At 36.0% G+C, this 17,007-nt stretch carries 22 protein-coding genes; all 22 read left to right on the forward strand.

Annotated elements, in window-relative coordinates:
- Positions 1 to 96: 96 nt before the first annotated feature.
- Complete coding sequence (locus NSQ74_RS11150; RefSeq protein ID WP_340823346.1) at positions 97 to 381, forward strand: hypothetical protein; 285 nt, start codon at positions 97 to 99, stop codon at positions 379 to 381.
- A gap of 67 nt (positions 382 to 448) precedes the next feature.
- Positions 449 to 670, forward strand: coding sequence for a hypothetical protein (locus NSQ74_RS11155; protein WP_340823347.1), 222 nt, complete (start codon positions 449 to 451; stop codon positions 668 to 670).
- Positions 671 to 722: 52 nt separating this feature from the next.
- The gene (locus NSQ74_RS11160) at positions 723 to 1,043 is read left to right on the forward strand and encodes a hypothetical protein (protein WP_340823348.1); all 321 of its coding nucleotides are present in this window, start codon (positions 723 to 725) and stop codon (positions 1,041 to 1,043) included.
- Positions 1,044 to 1,073: 30 nt separating this feature from the next.
- Entirely contained in the window at positions 1,074 to 1,475 is a 402-nt protein-coding gene (locus NSQ74_RS11165) for a hypothetical protein (protein WP_340823349.1), read from the forward strand.
- Between the two features lie 265 nt (positions 1,476 to 1,740).
- Positions 1,741 to 2,736 (forward strand): hypothetical protein, encoded by a 996-nt coding sequence (locus NSQ74_RS11170; protein WP_340823350.1) that lies wholly within the window; start codon positions 1,741 to 1,743, stop codon positions 2,734 to 2,736.
- Between the two features lie 66 nt (positions 2,737 to 2,802).
- Positions 2,803 to 3,054 carry a hypothetical protein gene (locus NSQ74_RS11175; protein ID WP_340823351.1) on the forward strand — a complete coding sequence of 84 codons (252 nt, stop codon included), beginning with the start codon at positions 2,803 to 2,805 and terminating at the stop codon, positions 3,052 to 3,054.
- Between the two features lie 101 nt (positions 3,055 to 3,155).
- On the forward strand, positions 3,156 to 3,419 hold the full coding sequence (locus NSQ74_RS11180) for a hypothetical protein (RefSeq protein WP_340823353.1): 264 nt from the start codon (positions 3,156 to 3,158) through the stop codon (positions 3,417 to 3,419).
- The gene (locus NSQ74_RS11185; RefSeq protein WP_340823355.1) at positions 3,412 to 3,732 is read left to right on the forward strand and encodes a hypothetical protein; all 321 of its coding nucleotides are present in this window, start codon (positions 3,412 to 3,414) and stop codon (positions 3,730 to 3,732) included. The genes NSQ74_RS11180 and NSQ74_RS11185 overlap by 8 nt, the downstream gene beginning before the upstream one ends.
- 5 nt (positions 3,733 to 3,737) lie before the next feature.
- Positions 3,738 to 4,064, forward strand: coding sequence for an HNH endonuclease (locus NSQ74_RS11190; protein WP_340823357.1), 327 nt, complete (start codon positions 3,738 to 3,740; stop codon positions 4,062 to 4,064).
- A 112-nt stretch (positions 4,065 to 4,176) separates the two neighbouring features.
- A complete protein-coding gene (locus tag NSQ74_RS11195; protein WP_340823359.1) occupies positions 4,177 to 4,500 on the forward strand; it encodes a P27 family phage terminase small subunit in 324 nt (107 codons plus the stop codon).
- Entirely contained in the window at positions 4,497 to 6,209 is a 1,713-nt protein-coding gene (locus tag NSQ74_RS11200; RefSeq protein WP_340823362.1) for a terminase TerL endonuclease subunit, read from the forward strand. The genes NSQ74_RS11195 and NSQ74_RS11200 overlap by 4 nt, the downstream gene beginning before the upstream one ends.
- A 77-nt stretch (positions 6,210 to 6,286) precedes the next feature.
- On the forward strand, positions 6,287 to 7,390 hold the full coding sequence (locus NSQ74_RS11205) for a phage portal protein (RefSeq protein ID WP_340823363.1): 1,104 nt from the start codon (positions 6,287 to 6,289) through the stop codon (positions 7,388 to 7,390).
- Positions 7,380 to 8,084, forward strand: a complete 705-nt coding sequence (locus tag NSQ74_RS11210; RefSeq protein WP_340823364.1) for a head maturation protease, ClpP-related — start codon at positions 7,380 to 7,382, stop codon at positions 8,082 to 8,084. The genes NSQ74_RS11205 and NSQ74_RS11210 overlap by 11 nt, the downstream gene beginning before the upstream one ends.
- 26 nt (positions 8,085 to 8,110) lie before the next feature.
- Positions 8,111 to 9,271 (forward strand): phage major capsid protein, encoded by a 1,161-nt coding sequence (locus tag NSQ74_RS11215; protein ID WP_340823365.1) that lies wholly within the window; start codon positions 8,111 to 8,113, stop codon positions 9,269 to 9,271.
- A 44-nt stretch (positions 9,272 to 9,315) separates the two neighbouring features.
- On the forward strand, positions 9,316 to 9,510 hold the full coding sequence (locus NSQ74_RS11220; RefSeq protein WP_340823367.1) for a termination factor Rho: 195 nt from the start codon (positions 9,316 to 9,318) through the stop codon (positions 9,508 to 9,510).
- Positions 9,491 to 9,790 (forward strand): hypothetical protein, encoded by a 300-nt coding sequence (locus NSQ74_RS11225; RefSeq protein WP_340823369.1) that lies wholly within the window; start codon positions 9,491 to 9,493, stop codon positions 9,788 to 9,790. Before NSQ74_RS11220 ends, NSQ74_RS11225 begins: the two co-directional genes overlap by 20 nt.
- Entirely contained in the window at positions 9,777 to 10,124 is a 348-nt protein-coding gene (locus NSQ74_RS11230; RefSeq protein WP_340823370.1) for a phage head closure protein, read from the forward strand. The genes NSQ74_RS11225 and NSQ74_RS11230 overlap by 14 nt, the downstream gene beginning before the upstream one ends.
- Before the next feature lie 9 nt (positions 10,125 to 10,133).
- On the forward strand, positions 10,134 to 10,514 hold the full coding sequence (locus tag NSQ74_RS11235; protein WP_340823372.1) for an HK97-gp10 family putative phage morphogenesis protein: 381 nt from the start codon (positions 10,134 to 10,136) through the stop codon (positions 10,512 to 10,514).
- Positions 10,511 to 10,834 (forward strand): hypothetical protein, encoded by a 324-nt coding sequence (locus tag NSQ74_RS11240; protein ID WP_340823373.1) that lies wholly within the window; start codon positions 10,511 to 10,513, stop codon positions 10,832 to 10,834. The genes NSQ74_RS11235 and NSQ74_RS11240 overlap by 4 nt, the downstream gene beginning before the upstream one ends.
- A 15-nt stretch (positions 10,835 to 10,849) precedes the next feature.
- Positions 10,850 to 11,455 (forward strand): major tail protein, encoded by a 606-nt coding sequence (locus NSQ74_RS11245; protein ID WP_340823375.1) that lies wholly within the window; start codon positions 10,850 to 10,852, stop codon positions 11,453 to 11,455.
- 75 nt (positions 11,456 to 11,530) lie between these two features.
- Positions 11,531 to 11,860 carry a hypothetical protein gene (locus tag NSQ74_RS11250; protein WP_340823376.1) on the forward strand — a complete coding sequence of 110 codons (330 nt, stop codon included), beginning with the start codon at positions 11,531 to 11,533 and terminating at the stop codon, positions 11,858 to 11,860.
- 221 nt (positions 11,861 to 12,081) lie between these two features.
- Positions 12,082 to 16,998: a phage tail tape measure protein gene (locus NSQ74_RS11255; protein WP_340823377.1), complete on the forward strand. Its 4,917-nt coding sequence runs from the start codon at positions 12,082 to 12,084 to the stop codon at positions 16,996 to 16,998.
- Positions 16,999 to 17,007: the final 9 nt, after the last annotated feature.

Genomic DNA, 17,007 nt, shown 5'->3' on the forward strand with positions numbered 1-17,007 from the left:
TTTGATTTGGCTGATTTTGTTACATCAATACTTGAGAAGATTTATCTGTAGTTGGTTATTTGAAAAATTTTGTTCAGTAATTAGGAGGGATAGAGAATGCTGCAAGAAAGAATTTTTATTTTTGCTTTTAATAGATCCAGCGAAGGTTATATCAGCCCGGATTCTTGCTATCGAGGTTACTTTGATGGACAAGATTTTATCCCTAGAAAAATCGGTTATTGCGAATCAATAGAAGAACTTTATGAATATGATTATGTTCAATTTTTCGGAGATAACGGCGCTCAAATGCATATACCAAAACGTGAATATCGAGATCTACTTGAATCGATGAAAAGTTCTTATTTAGAGGTTTTTGGAAAAGAACAAATATCGCTATTTTAATTAAACTTGAACATGAGGAGTATCTACAATTGAAACATTATGTTAAGCAAAGAATGGGGTTGGTGATTTGAATAATAAGTTATGGCAATTTCAAGGGCACAATGTTACAGCTACGCGATACCATTTCTTGTTGGTTGGAAATGATTATGAGCAAACATATCAGATTATAGATATTAGAAATGGTCGTGTTATTTTTCAAAACGATGATGAGGACGAATGTTTAAGCCGAATTATTCTATTGGGTGGTATCGATAGTTACAATACGAAAGTTATCGACAATTTTTCCTAAGCATTCCACCGGAAGTAGTTACTGAACAATTTGAGGAAATTGGAGGTTAGTGATGAACCAACAAGAATTTGAAAATTTCATTGAAAAACATGAAGAAGAAATTATCTTTCTTGCAGAACTTACAGGCATAAGTGTCGAAGCCTTTAAAGATAGCCTGAGGAATCTAGTCGTAACTTTTGATGTAATTGTAGATAATGCAATGAAAATTTTTAACACCATGAACGAATTTATTACAGAAATAGATATTGAAAAAATGGAACGGATGATAAACAAAAGGCAAATGTTATACAAATTAGATTTGAAAAGGCCGATGATTAAAAATCAAGTTATTAATAGGAAACCTCGTCACCTTATAAAGAAAATCATTTATTAGTGAAATAAACAAACAAGGTAGGTGCTGCACATGTATGAATGGTTGCGGGATTACAGCAAAATAGAAGATGATATTGCGCGCCTAGAATTTAATCTCGAACAATCGCAAAAAGAATTAAAGCGTTGGGTGCAAGGCGACTTAATGGGTGTAAAACTAACTGCTGATTCAGACGGTGCCAAACTTGAAGAACGTATTGAACGCATTAAAAATGAATTACAAATCAAAGAAAAAGAACGTGAAAACTTCATTAAGCTCATTAGTAAATTCAAAGGACTGGACCACAAGATCCTAAAACTAAAGTATGTGGATGGACTGACACTTGAAGACATCGCAGAGGAATTAAACTACAGTGCCAGCTACATATATAAGAAGCATGCGGAAATTGCTAAAATGATTCGTTTCGCACACGAAATAAAACTTTCACTTTACTGACACCCAGTAAGTTGAATAGAATCTATTGAAAAACCGTTATATGATGGTAATGTCAAAAAGCGCACGGAAATGCGTACAAAATTTCCTTACAATAATCGGCGTTCGCATGTACGGTTGATTCTAAGAAACATGCATACAACTTAATAGACGATTGCGGAGTCGTCAACACTACGGAGAGGCTATCGAATTGGTAGTCTCTTCATTGTTCCTTTTATGCAACAAATAATGTATAATCTACTAATATTTGTTGTAGAAGGAGCATGTTATGGAAGATATAGTATTAATTGAAATTGAAGCTTGGCAGTTATTATTAGTACCGTTTTTTCTAGGTTGTTCTCTATTTGTTATTGCTATGATTATGAAAAGTTCATCTAATGACAAAGAGAGAGCTAATAAAGAGGAAAAAGAAAAGGAAAAAACATTTACCGGATGGATTAAAAAGAAAGATATTTTATATTGGTTGTTACTATTTTGTCTTGGAGCAATCAGCCTATTTACTTATCAATATAGTGGCGATAAGAATGTAATTAGTCATTGGGGATTTGCAGGTACTATTGTTTCAATTATTTTAGCTGTAGTTGCTATAGGTTTTACATTATTTCAAACCTTGTCAAGTAACCTTTCTAGTGAAAAAATTGCAGAAGCAGCATTTAGAATAGAATCCGTTAGTAAAAATTTAGACTATAAAAGAATATCTGAATCTAGTGAAATAATGAACAAATCTGCAACATATTTAAAAGAACAAATACCTCTTATTAAAAATGAAATAGAGGAATTAAAAAAGGGGCAAGAAATTCAAAATTCAAAATTAGGTTTACTTGATGATTACTTTGATACTAATCAAAACAATTCAACCGCACATCTTTTATCTTTAGAATCTTATTTTAGTAATGTCTTCCCTGAATTAGGATTGGTACCACAAGTTTTGAATTATGCTTTCTTAAATTCTATTTATTTGAATATAGATCTAAGTAAGGAAGATAAAAATAAATTATATCGCATTTTAGCTGATGTTAGAATTAGTGATGGGATGACTAATGCAAAGGAAAAATGGACTTACGTCAGGGGTGCTAATATGGGTTCTGCCGGAAGTGTCCAAGCATATTTAACTAGCTTAGGTATTAATAAAATGTTTGAAGAATTAAAATCAAGTGACCAAAAAGAATTTATTAGTCTTATGGAGAATAGTTTAAAAGAAAATATAGGGTATCTTAATGCTGTAGAAAAGTTTTTAGCAGACATTGGGAGTAAAACTGATTAAGCTAGTTCATTAATTTGAGCTGGCTTTTTATTATGCAATTAATTATGAATTGTGGAGGGCTATGGAATGAAATTAACTAAACAAAATTTAATCAATACATTTAAGGCAGCGCGTGAAGAAGAAGCATCGTTTGTATTTGTGGGCATTGAAGCAGAAGGAATCAAAGAAGCAATCGCGGTGCCAACTATTTCATTTGATGCTAAAGAACAATTTTATATGAATGCGTACAGTGATGAATTAGTCCATGTGATGAATAGTAAGGTGCGTATCTTTGGTCTTTCATTCGGTGGTGCTACAGCAATACATGACATCATTTAATTGCGGAGGGCTGAACAATGATTGTTAAATCAATTACAGCTAAAGAAAGACCACCAGTAAATAAAAAACCACCAATCACTAAAAACTAGGAGGGATAAACAATGCCAAGACTAGGAGATATTTCAATCAACTTAAACTTCGATGAGAAATCTAAATTAAAGCTACGAGCAATCGCAAAGCATGTTGGTGCATTAGCTGATGAGTTGGATAGGATTGATAACTTATGGCAATGCGAATGTGGTGCAATTAATTATGAAGAATATCATGCAGAACAAAAGGCTTATCGACGTGAATGTAAATCATGCGGTGAGTCTTATTTAATACCTAATGATGAACTACCAACACGATTGGAAGGGAGTGAATAATATAAAACAAATATTCGCTAAATGCGATAAATGTTCACATGAATGGTACATCAAACAATTCGAGAACGTTCGAATTGAAGGAAGTATTGATAAGACTTTCTTCACTTGTCCGGCATGTCATCACGAATATTTATGCTACTATGCAGACTTGGTTGTACGTGATTTACAAGCAAAACTACGTAAGGTGCAGAACAAAGTATTTTCCGCAGCTGGTAAACGATTACGCACGTTAAAGCAAGAAGAAGTAGAGTTGAATAACGCTATCAAGGAACGTATGCAATCGTTGAAGGTTCAAATGGAAGGTAGCGACTAACAACCATGCAGCAGTACAAAACAGACCAACAAAAGAAAGTATTCTATCGTTCATCATCATGGGAATCATTACGACAAGAAGCATTGAAGCGAGACAACTATGAATGCCAAATGTGTAAGTATGAAGGAAAGGTTCACTTAGATTCTCAAAAGGTTGAAGGAGAACGCAAGTCCATTCAACTTAATGTCCATCACATTAAAGAAATAGAAGACCATCCAGAACTAGCATTAGAGTTAGACAATCTAATGACTATTTGTTTAAGACATCACAACAAAGAACATGGTCGTTTCACACGTAAACCAAACAAATGGGAAGAAGATGAAAAATGGTAATACCCCCGGGTCAAAAGGTTTTGCCAATTCAAAAAGCCCAGGGACCGGGGAGGGCCTCGATTCTCTAAAAATAAACGTTAAAAAATGCTCTTTGGAGGGAGGAGGGGGAGAAATGGAAAAAGGAATAAAAAAAATCGAAAAAGATTTATTAGCACGTCACGCCGACGATCCGATTAAGTTAGCTAAAGTACATCGCTATATACGGTTTTTAAGAATCGATTTAAAGTGCGATGCTGATATTGATAATGATGGAACAACAATTAGAATCGAAAATGGTTCACAAAACTTTTTGAAGCAGCATCCAGCCATCGCAACGAAATTATCTATATCGAAAGAAATTGAAAAACTCGAAGACGCTTTAGGAATAAAGGTTGATACGTCTGCTCCCTCTGCATCTTCAACTGTGGATGACAAAGGCAGGAAGAGCTTGATTTGATTAGCCATAAGTATATTGATGAATACATTAAGCTGTGGCGTGACAGCAAAATTATCTTAAATAAAAGGCGTATAAAATTAATCGAATTAATTGAGCGTGACATTCTTACTGCTGATGATATGTATTTCGATGAGAAACAAATCGAAAATTATATTACATTTACAGAAAAGTATTACTTCCCACTTACATTGACGCAGAAATTTAAAACTTGTTTTATTTTCTTGTATTACAACGACGGCTCCCTGGTGTTTGATGAACATTTGGACTATGAAGGTCGTGGCGGTGGTAAAACAGGGCGTATATCGACACTAGCGAATTATTTTATCAGCGAATTGCATGGCATCGATAATTACAATGTGTCAGTAGTTGCAAACAGTGAAAAGCAAGCGAAAATGTCATTTACTGAAGTGTATAACACCATCGATAAAGACGATACGTTAAAAGAACATTTTGACCACAAGAAAGCTTTAATTGAGTCTCGTAGTACAAAGTCATTATTTCAATACCATACTTCTAATGCAGGTACAAAAGACGGTTTACGAGATGGGTGTGTAATTTTTGAAGAGGTTCACAGGTATGAGGATTCTGGTGTTGTAAATGTATTTACTTCGGGACTTGGTAAAGTCTCAAATCCTCGAGTGTTCTATGTAGGTTCTGACGGATTCGTTCGAGAGGGCTTCTTAGATAAATTATTAGAACGAGCTGACAATATTTTAGAGGGCCACGTAAGCATTCGCGACGATGGTCTTTTTGCATTTATGTGTAACTTGGATGACGAAGCAGAAATGCACAATCCTGATATGTGGCAAAAGGCTAATTCACAATTCCATCCGCCGTTAAGTAGTTATGCGAAAACACTTTTTAAAACAGTGATGAAACAATACAACAAGCTAGAACATGATCCAGATGGATATGAGGAATTCATTACAAAACGTATGAATCTCCCGAAAGTGGACTTAGAAAAAAGCGTTACATCTTGGGAGAAAATAAAGGCGACTAATCAAGGATACAATTTAGATGAATTGAAAAGGCGTGAATGTATTGGGTGTTTAGACTATGCAGCAGTGCGCGATTTTGTTTCAATGGGATTGTTATTTTTAAAGAATGATAACTTTTTCATTCCTAAAGAATTGACGCACTCATACATTTGTAAACCATTTGCTGATAAGCATTACGCATACAGCAAAGAAAAAGCTGAAAACAACAATAAGAAAGACCATCGTAAATTCGCTCCAATTAGAGAGTGGGAAAACGATGGTCTTTTAAGTGTCCTGGACATTGAAACAATGGATCCACATTTAGTTGTTGGATGGTTTGTAAAAATGCGTGAAGAAGGTTGGAACATTAAAAAAATCATTGGTGATAACTTCAAGATGGATATATTAAAACCGTTATTTGAAGCGGAAGGATTCGAAGTTGAAGTTATACGGAATCCAGATGCTGCAAGTGGTTTATTAGCTCCACGAATTGAAATTGCTTTTGAAAATGAACAAGTTATTTTCGGTGATAATCCGCTCATGCGTTGGTATACAAATAATGTGCTCGTTAAGCGACTGCCGAACGGAAATAAAGTCTACCGAAAGAAAGAAGAAGTAAAGCGTAAGACTGACGGCTTCATGATGTTCTTGTATGGTGTATGGGGTTCTCGTGACCTAGAGGACAATGATGTGGACGGCGTACTCGACTTCTTAGATAGCATTGCATTTTGATAGAAGGGAGGTGAGGAATTGGGGTAATTTTAGATGCTATTTTAGGTAATAAGAAAATTGGTCAAGAAGCTGCCGAAATGTGGGATTTAGATATTTTCGGTGTAGATGTTGACCAGCGAACATATCTAAAAAAAACAGCAATCGAAACATGTATAAACTTTATCGGTCGAACCATTTCGTTATCTGAATTTCGTTTTACAAAGGACGGAAAACGCCATAAAAACGATTGGGATTATTTACTTAACGTAAGACCAAATACAGACCAAAGCGCAGCGGACTTTTGGCAAGACTTTGTTTATAAATTATTGCATGAAAATGAAGTACTTGTGATATTAAGTGACAATAACGACTTGCTGATAGTGGATAGCTTTAATCGTATAGAATACGCAGTTTATCCAGATATTTTTAAAAATGTTGTTGTAAAAGGCTACGAATTTAAAAAATCATTTGAAATGAGTGAAGTGATTCATATTTCATACAACAACGAAAAATTTACGCGTTTTTTAGATGGTATGTTTAAAGATTATACAGAGTTGTTCAGCCGGATGATTGAAACAAATATGTATTCTAATCAAATACGAGCTTTAGCGGGCATTGATGGTAGCACAAAATTAGATGATGAAAACCGAGGGAAATTAGAAAATTTCATCGACCGTATGTTCAACGCATTTAGAAAAAAAGCCTTTGCAATAGTACCGAAGATTAAAGGTTTCGATTACGAAGAAATCACAAAAGGCGTAAAAAATGAAGGGCGTTCCGTTGATGAATTAGAAAAGCTTAAAAAGGATCTAACAAGTCATGTAGCTAACATTTTAGGTATTCCAGCAACACTTATACATGGTGATATTGCAGAGTACGAAACAGCTTTAAAAGCTTATATTAAATTTTGTATTAAACCACTTATCAAGAAGATTCAAGATGAGCTCAATGCGAAATTAATTAAGAAAGATGACTATATGGATGGTGAACGAATTAATATTTTCGGTGTGGCAGAGATGGATCCTTTAGAATTAGCAAATGCAATCGATAAGCTTGTGGCAAGTATGGTTTACACACCGAACGAAGTACGTGTCATGCTTGGTGATGAGCCTTCCACAGATGAACGCTTAAATAAGCATTATTTCACAAAGAACTATCAAGAATTAGATTCCGTTGAAGGAGGTGAAAACGATGAAACATAAAATCAAAGGTGATATTACTAGCTGGAACTCAACTATTTTCGATTTTAATAACAAAATGCGCAACATAAAAGAAGATGAGGACATTACACTTGAAGTCAACTCTTATGGTGGTGATGTTTTCTTAGGTATCGACATTATGAATACATTACGAGCGCACAAAGGTACAGTAACGGTTATTGTTACAGGCATAGCAGCAAGTGCCTGCTCGATTATGGCTATGGGTGCAGATGTAGTAAAAATGTATTCAAACACACAATTAATGGTACATCATGCTTGGACATATGCAGCAGGTAATGCTAAACAGCTGCGTAAAGTAGCAGATGACTTAGAAAGTATCGGGGAATCTGTATTAGCCTCCTATACACATCGGGTAGATGAAGAAACGGTTAAACAATTACTTGATGAAGAAAAATTTATGTCAGCTAAAGTCGCTAAAGAGTATGGCTTTATTGATGAAATTATTGATGGTCAAGCTGAAGAAGTAGAATCAGAAATGTTCTCTAATAAAGCTCAAGAGTTCAATAACGCAATTACTTCCACCTCATCTACTGTGGAGGAAAATGACGAGTTATTACAAAAAGTCAGCGATTTAGAAAATCAAGTAATTCAGCTACAAACTCAATTAAATAATCCAGATAAAGAACCTATAGAACCGCAAAAAGTTGTGGCCAAACGCAAAGGGTTCTTTTTTTAATACTTAAAAACAGGAGGTCATTATAAATGACAATGAAATTAAAAGGACAAATGGAAAACTTTAAGGCGAAGAAAAAAGCCTATACAAATTTATTAAATGACGAAAATGCTACACCTGAACAAATGCAAAACGCTGTAGATGAAATGTTCACAGCATTACAAAATGATTTATCTGAAAAGATTACTACTGAAGCACGAAACGAAGCAACCGATACACAAATTTTAGTTGCTCGTGGTCAACACATCTTAACCTCTGAAGAGACAGCATTTTATAACAAGGTTGTGACAGATGGCGGTTTCAATGATGAATCAGTTTTCCCGGAATCTGTACAGGAACGAGTATTCGAAGGTTTAACAAAAGAACGCCCATTTTTAGCTGCTATTGGCTTGCAGGACTTAGGAGCAGCAACTAAGTTTATTTATTCTGATCCAACATTAGCGTTTGCATGGAAAGAAATCTTTGGGGAAATTTCAGGACAAGTAAATGCTGCATTCCGTGACGAAAAAATTACTCAACTTAAATTAACAGCCTTTGGAGCTATTCCGAATGACATGTTAGAGCTTGGTCCAGTTTGGGTTGACCGTTACATGGTGACTTTATTGATTGAAGCATTAGCTGCAGGTTTAGAATACGGTTTAGTAAATGGTCGTGGTCCAGTGCAAAATGAGCCTGTTGGATTACTAAAAGACGTTAACACAGATACAGGTGCAGTAACTGACAAAGTATCAAGTGGTACATTAACGTTTGCACCATCAGAGCGTGGTGAGGTTGTTGTAGGTGAGCTATATGGTGTACTTAAAAACTTATCTACTGATGCAAAAGGTAAGTTCCGTAAAATCTTAAATAAAGTTGTTATGGTACTAAACCCTATCGATGCTCTAGCTGTACAGGCTCGTCATACGATTCAGAATGATTCGGGTGTATTTGTCATGAATTTACCGTACAACTTAACAGTTGTTGATTCAGAAGAAATTCCTGTAGGTAAAGTTTTGTTCATGGTACAAGGCGAATATATCGCTGCTATTGCTGGTGCTTATAAACTTAAAAAGTTTGATCAAACATTAGCTATGGAAGATGCGACACTTTACACTATCAAACGTTTTGCTAACGGCCGTCCAAAAGATAACAAAGCTGCGTTAGTTTATGATCTAGATGTACAATTCCCTGTACCTACACCAGCACCTTAATTTAGGGTGTTAGGTGTTTTTTATATGGAAGGAGGCAGTAAATAGTGACGAAGAAATATAAGGTCGTACAGCGCTTTAAAGAAGTGAAACACGACGGACATATTTATGAAGTTGGCGAACAGTATCCTGTGGAGGGCAAACGTGCTACTAGAGCTCGTATCGCAGAGTTATCTTCAACAGAAAATAAATATAAGCAAATTTTCATTACTGAAACGAGTGATGAAGATGATTCAAATTAGTAATGAAATTCTAGTTGAATTTAAGGGTCGCATGAAACTCAGTGACGATGAGGACGACAATTTATTACGCATTTTAAAAGCTTCCACAGAGGACTTACAAGCCATTTGTGGTGATTATGATATAAACACTAGCGAGCGATTTAAAGAGCTTGTATTCGAACGTTCTCGCTATGTTTACAATGATGTTCTCGAACATTTCTATGGGAACTTTTTAACCCAACTTAATAACTTAAATATCGCTAAAGCAATGGAAAGTAGTGATACAAGTGAAACAAATTAAAGGAATCCAAAAGCTTAATACTGGCGAAATGAGAAATAAAATTGAGATTCAAGAATATGTCGAATCAGTCAATGAAAACGGCTATCCAGTCAACGATTGGGAAACAAAACATGTACTTTGGGCAAAAATCAAAACTGTAAAAGGTTCTGAATCTATTAATGCATCTGCTGAGATTAATACGAATATGTATCGTTTTATCGTGCGCTATACACGTGGTTTAAACGCTAAACAAAGAGTGTTATTCAAAGGGCGACTCTACGATATTCAAGCAGTATTACAAGACGATGAATTAATGAATACACAAACAATCATTGCTCTAATCAAGAATCAATAAGGTGATGTCATGAATATTGAATTTAGTGGATTACAAGAATTACAACGTGAAATTGAACGTAGTTTAAATCCCGAAAGTATTATTAATCCAACGTTGACTAAAGGGGCCGAACATTTAAGGGATAAATTAGAGGAAAGCGTTTATCGTTTTGGATTAAGGAAACGTACTGGTAAATCTGAAAAATCGATGGTTATTGATGAAAAGATTGTAGATGGAACTATTACCATTGGTGTTAGTAATCAAGCGAACGATGCCTTTTACCTCTACTTCCATGAATGGGGAACAAGCAAAATGAGATCACGGCCATGGATGCGTCCTACGTTTGAAAATGAAATGAATCGTATTATTGAAATCATGAAGGACGAAGTGAGAGCGAGGATGCACTTATGAGCATTAATAAAATCATACGTGACGCACTACTTCCTTTGGGTGTACCCGTCATGTATATGACGTATACAGGAACAGCAACAACTTATATCACCTTTTTCAGATACAACGAACGAGGAGCGTTACAGGCTGACGATAAAGAGCAATTAACACGCCATTCAGTTCAAGTTGATATTTGGGGTAAGGAAGATATAGAAGCGCTCACAGAGAGCGTTAAAGACCAATTACAAGCGATAGGATTTGTGAGGAATTCGTACTTCGAAGATTTTGAGAAGGAAACGAAAACATATCACAAAGCTTATCGCTTTTATTATGACATTTAAGGAGGCTATTTAATTATGGCAGGAGTATTAATCGGTTTATCGGATATTCATTACACAAAAATTGCAGCTGGTGCCAAAGACGCTACAACAGCATTTGCTAATCCAATTCAGAAATTAGCTAAAGCAATCGAGGCTAAAGTTACACCAAAAACATCTAACACAGTTTTATACGCTGATGATGGAGCAGCAGAATCCACATCTGCAGAAGGTGAAACAGAAATGGAATTTAAAATTGATGCACTGGCTAATACAGTCTATGCAGATATTTTAGGCAAAGAAATCAATGAAGATGGTATCGTAATCGATGCATCTGGTGATGTGGCACCTAATATTGCCTTAGCATTCCGAAGCCTTAAATCAAACGGTAAGTACCGTTATTTCTGGTATTACAAAGGCAACTTCCAACTACCAGAAGAGAACTATAAAACAAAAGGTGAAAGCGTTGAGTATAATACACCTTCGGTAAAAGGCGTATTTGTAAACTCTGATATTGTTAAAAACGCTAAAGGGGAAGGCATCAAGCGTATGTTTGTTGATGAAGATGATGAAGGCGTAGATGCAGCAGTTATTGCCAATTGGTTTAAAAAAGTTTATACAGGTGCAACGACACCTGCACCTTAATATTAAAAGTCTTTAAGAGGGCGATAATTTCGCTCTCTTTTTATTATGCAAATTTATCAAAAGGGAGCGATTTTAATGGCTAGCAAATCAGAAGTAATGAAAGATGAAGGCGTAAAAATTACATTAGGCAGCAAGGAATTTGAAGTAAGGTTTGACTTAAATGCTTTATGCAACCTCCAAGAGAAATTTGGAGATTTCACTAAAGCATTTGATGGTTTGGAAAAACAGGATTTCAAAAAAATACGATCATTGTTACATGTGGGCTTGGCTAATGGTGAGAACATTAATATCACTGAAGAAGAAGTTGGAACGCTAATTAATATGAGAAACATTACAAGCGTTACTGATGCACTTACACAAGCGTTTAGTGATGCTATGCCGTCCACAGTTGAAGAGGGAAAGTAACCGATCCGCAAGGCGACAAAGAGTTGCCAGCGGATTTTTTTATATACATCGGAACAGTTCATTTAAACATGGATGAATCAAAAGTGTGGAGGGCAACCCCGCGAAAGCTACTTGCATTGTGGGATAGGCACTGCATTCACAAAGGTTGGAAGAAGAAAGAAGAGGAGCAAGTACCACGTGCTTATGCAGACCAAATTCAGTGGTAGAAAGATGGTGAGAAGATGGCTGATGTAGGTGATTTAAGAGTTAAATTATCGCTTGATAATGCACAGTTTGAACGTTCGGTTGCTTCAATGAACCGCACATTACAAGCGATGGGCCAAGAAATAAGAGGGCTTCAAAATAGAGGGCGTGAATGGGGCAGCACGATAGAAGGATTACGTTCAAAGCAAGAGGCGTATAGTCGATTACTTGAAGGACAACAAACAAAGGTGCGTCGACTAGCTGAAGAGTATGAAAAAGCTAAACAACAATATGGTGAACACTCTGAACAGGCAGAACGGCTTGCGGTACAACTTAATAGAGCTTCTGCAGAAATGGATCGTACTGAACGTGAGTTAAGGGAAACTACTGCCGAGTTAGAAAGGCAAGAACGAGAATTAGCTAGGTCTCAAACTACTTGGGCAAGGTTTGGTGAAGCAGCATCAGCAGCCGGTGAGAAGCTTAAAACAGTCGGAAACAAAATGAAAGACGTGGGTAAGGAGTTATCTTTAAAAGTAACGGCTCCACTTACAGCATTGGGAGTAGGTGCGGCTAAGGCAGCGATTGACTTCGAAAGTGCGTTTGCAGGAGTAAGAAAGACTGTCGATACAAGTGAAGAAGGTTTTAAGAAACTCGAAAAAGGAATTCTCGAAATGGCTCGAACACTTCCAGCTTCTGCTGCTGAAATTGCAGGCGTTGCTGAGAGTGCAGGGCAACTAGGAATCGCTGAGGAAAATATCTTATCATTCTCCAAAACAATTATAGATTTAGGTGAATCTACAAACTTATCTTTAGAACAAGCAGCTAGTGAATTTGCTCGTTTTTCTAACATTACAGGAATGTCGCAAACTAACTTTGATCGTTTAGGTTCATCCGTTGTAGCGCTAGGTAACAGCATGGCAACGACTGAATCTGAAATTGTTGAAATGGGAATGCGTTTAGCAGCACAAGGTAAACAAGTAGGCATGTCAGAAGCGCAAATCATGGCGTTAGCAGGTACTATGTCAAGTTTAGGTATACAAGCTGAAATGGGCGGTACTGCAATGACTACGGTGCTTAAAAAGATGCAAGGTGCTGCTATGGATGGTGGAGCAGCATTAGGCACGTGGGCAGAAGTTGCACAAATGTCGAGTAGTGAGTTTAAGAAACTTTATGATTCAAGTGCAATCGATGGTTTAGATGCTGTTGTAAAAGGACTTGCTACTATTTCTTCACGGGGAGAAAACTTAACTGAAGTCTTGAAGGATATGGGCATCAAAGGCATTTACGAATCAGACGTAATGATGCGTATGGCCGGAGCTAGTGGCTTATTATCATCAGCTGTTGAAACATCAACAAATGCTTGGAAAGAAAATACAGCATTGACTAACGAAGCTGAACAAAGGTATGCAACAACAGCTTCCCAATTAGCAATGTTGAAGAATAAAGTTGTGGAAGTTGGGATTTCCTTCGGGAGTGTCTTGCTTCCTTTTTTAATTCAAATAGTTGATACGTTATCACCAATTGTCATGAAATTTGCTGAAATTGATAAATCAATACAAATAGTTATTATGGCGATTGCTGGAATTGTCGCTGCAATAGGGCCCTTATTAGTTGTTGGCGGTGTTTTAATCTCGTCTATCGGTTCAATAGTTTCTGCTTTCGGAGTCTTTTCGAGTGCAATGGCAGTTGTAACGACAGGAGTAGCTGCTGCTACACCAGGAGTAGGGGCACTTGCTGGCGTTATTACAGCACTTTCAGGTCCAATAGGGATTGCCATAGCAGCTATAGGCGGTTTAACAATCGGTACAATTGCCTTTGCTAAATACATGAGTAATGATGCTTTACCAAGCGTTGAACGTTTTGGTAAGGGGGTTTCAGATTCTACAAAAGAAGCACTTAACGGATTTTTTGATCTTAGTGAAAATGCATCACAATCTGTCACTAATATGTATGTGACCTCCACAAAAGTAACATCTGAAATGGCAAAAGAGCTTACTTCACAATTTGACGAAATGAATAAAAAGATTGTGGAGGGCATGAAGAAACGAAATGCTGATCAATTATCAGATTTACAGAATTTCTTTATGAATTCATCAGCTTTGTCATCCGATGAGGAACAAAAAATAATTACTGATACTCAAAAACGTAATGAGTGGAAACTTCAAGAGCAAAATGCCATGAATGAACGAGTAAAAGCAATTATGCAAAAGGCTGTTGATGAAAAGCGAGAATTAACAGAGCGTGAACATGAGATTATTAATAAGTACAATCAGAGCATGAAAGAGAATGCTGTAAAAACGTTCTCCGAAAGTGAACTAGAACAAAAAGTTATTCTTGAACGCATGAAAGAAAATGCATCTATTATTTCTGCTGAACAAGCAGCGGAAGTTGTGAAAAATGCTGTTAAACAGAAAGAGGATGTAATCAAAGAAGCTAACGATACTTATAATGAACGATATAAGTTGATTGTTAAATTAAGAGATGAATCCGGTCAAATATCTGCTGAACAAGCTGAACGTATGATAGCGGAAGCTACAAAGGCGAAAGATCAAACTGTTTTCTTGGCTGAAGAACAACATCAAAAAATTGTAGAAACAGCTCAAAAGCAAGCAGATGAACATGTTGACAAAGTGAATTGGGAAACTGGTGAAATTTTATCTAAGTGGGAAACCTTTAAAAATAAACATGCAGATATTTTTAATCTTGTTGAGGAGAAATACAAATTAGTTACAGATTCACTAAAGGAAATCACAACAACTGCTTATGATTATATAAAAACAACGGTGAATGAAAAATTAGGTTTTGTCGTTGATTTTGTAAAAGAGCAACTTGATAAGCTAAAAGAATTTTGGGATGAAAATGGCGAAGCAATATTTGCCTTAGTTAAATTCCATTTCGATAATATAAAGTCCACCATAGAGATGGTCATGGGTATAATTAAAGGCAATTTTGAAATAGTTTGGCCAATCATTTCTGGGATAGTAAAAATTGCGTGGGCAGCTATCAAATTTACAATCGGAAATACATTAGATATTATTCTCGGTGTTATCCAAACCATCATGAAATTAATCCAGGGTGACTGGGAAGGTGCTTGGGATACTATCAAAAAAACTGTTGAAAAAATATGGAATAATATTGAAAAGTTCTTCAGAGATGTTAACCTAATACAAATTGGTAAAGATATTGTACAAGGTCTTATCAATGGTATGGGTGACATGGTAGATGCTGTTGGGACGAAAGCTGCTGAATTAGGTAAAAAAGTAATAACTTCTGTATCAAATGTCTTACAGCGTAGATCTCCATCACGGGTAATGATTGCTATTGGTAAAGATGTTGGTGAAGGTTTAGCTATAGGTATCGAGGACAAGAACGAACGAGTAGAAAATGTTATGAAAGATTTAGGGAATAACCTGATTGACATAACAGATCACTATAAATCCGAAGAAAAGAAAATTACTGATAAAGCAAATGCTGATATATCAAAAATTGAAATACGCGCTAAGGAAGATGTTGAAAAAATTCAACGAACAGCTGCTTCGAAAAAGCGTAAGACGACACAAGACGAGAACATCAAAATTCAACGTATTCAAGAAGATGCAAACAAGAAAATTGCAGAAATTGAAAAGAAAGCGACAAAAGAATCTGTTAACTTACTTACCAAAGAGCAACAAGAAAAGTTAAAAGAAATTAAGTTGTTTATTGATGACAAAAAATCATTAGGTGAATTAAGTCTTGAAGAAGAAGCTCAAATTTGGAAAGAGTCGTTAGATCAATTTGATTTATATTCAAAAGAGCGTGTTACAGCACAAAAAGCTTATAACAAAGCTATTGAGGATATTAACAAAAGGGATTTAGAGGAAATTAAACAGTACATTGCTGATAAAAAATCATCAGAAGAATTATCACTTGTTGAAGAAGCGAAGATTTGGGAAAGAACAATTGGCCTATTTGAAGAAGGAAGTAAAGAACGTATAGAGGCACAGAAGAACTACAAAAAAGCTGTAGAGGCTGTTAATAAAGAAATAGTCTCTATTAATAAAGATTTCCAAGGTCAGATGAAAACCATTATGGATGACTTAGCGAAGGAAGAGGAGCAACGAAATAAAGCCTATCAAGATACATTTGATAAACGTAAATCAACGCTAATGTCATTTGCAAGTACATTTGATGAGTTTAAAGTTGAACTTAATCGAACAAGTACTGAATTAATAGGAAATCTGCAATCGCAAGTAGATGGTTTTAAACAATGGCAAGATCAATTCGCAAAGCTATCAGAACGTGGTATTGATGCTGACTTATTAAACGAGCTTTCAGAATTAGGTGTTAAAGCACTGCCAGAGTTAGCAGCACTTAATAGTATGACAGATGACCAACTGACAAAGTATTGCGAGTTGTATCGTGAGAAATCACAGTTGGCTCGAGAACAAACAGAAAAAGAATTAGTAGGTATGCGTGAAGATACGGATATGCAAATCCAAAAACTACGTGAAGCTGCTAATGATAAATTGAACCTTATCCAGAAAGAGTGGGATAAGGCTATTCGTAATTTAACGAGAACAACAGCTAATGAATTATCATCCTTACAACAAATAGGTATTGATGCCGGACAAGGGTTATTAAACGGATTAGAGAGCATGCGTGGACCATTGATTGATAAAGCTACTCAGATAGCTAACAGCATTAAAGAAGCAATGCAAAGTGCATTAGATATTCATAGTCCTTCTCGTGTTATGAAAGGGTTCGGTATTAATATTGCTGAGGGTTTAATACAAGGCATGAATAGCATGATTGCACAAGTTGAACAGTCTTCCACAGGATTAGCTAAAGCAGTTGTAGGTGGTCAGAATAATTATGATTACTCAAAACAATTTAGTCCAAGCGTAAATATTTACACACAAGATAGTGGAGCGCGAGAAATGGAACGATCATTAAGACGGATGGCATTTGGATTCTAGGAGGTGACG

It is taken from the genome of Lysinibacillus sp. FSL W8-0992, assembly GCF_038008685.1.
Classification (GTDB): domain Bacteria; phylum Bacillota; class Bacilli; order Bacillales_A; family Planococcaceae; genus Lysinibacillus.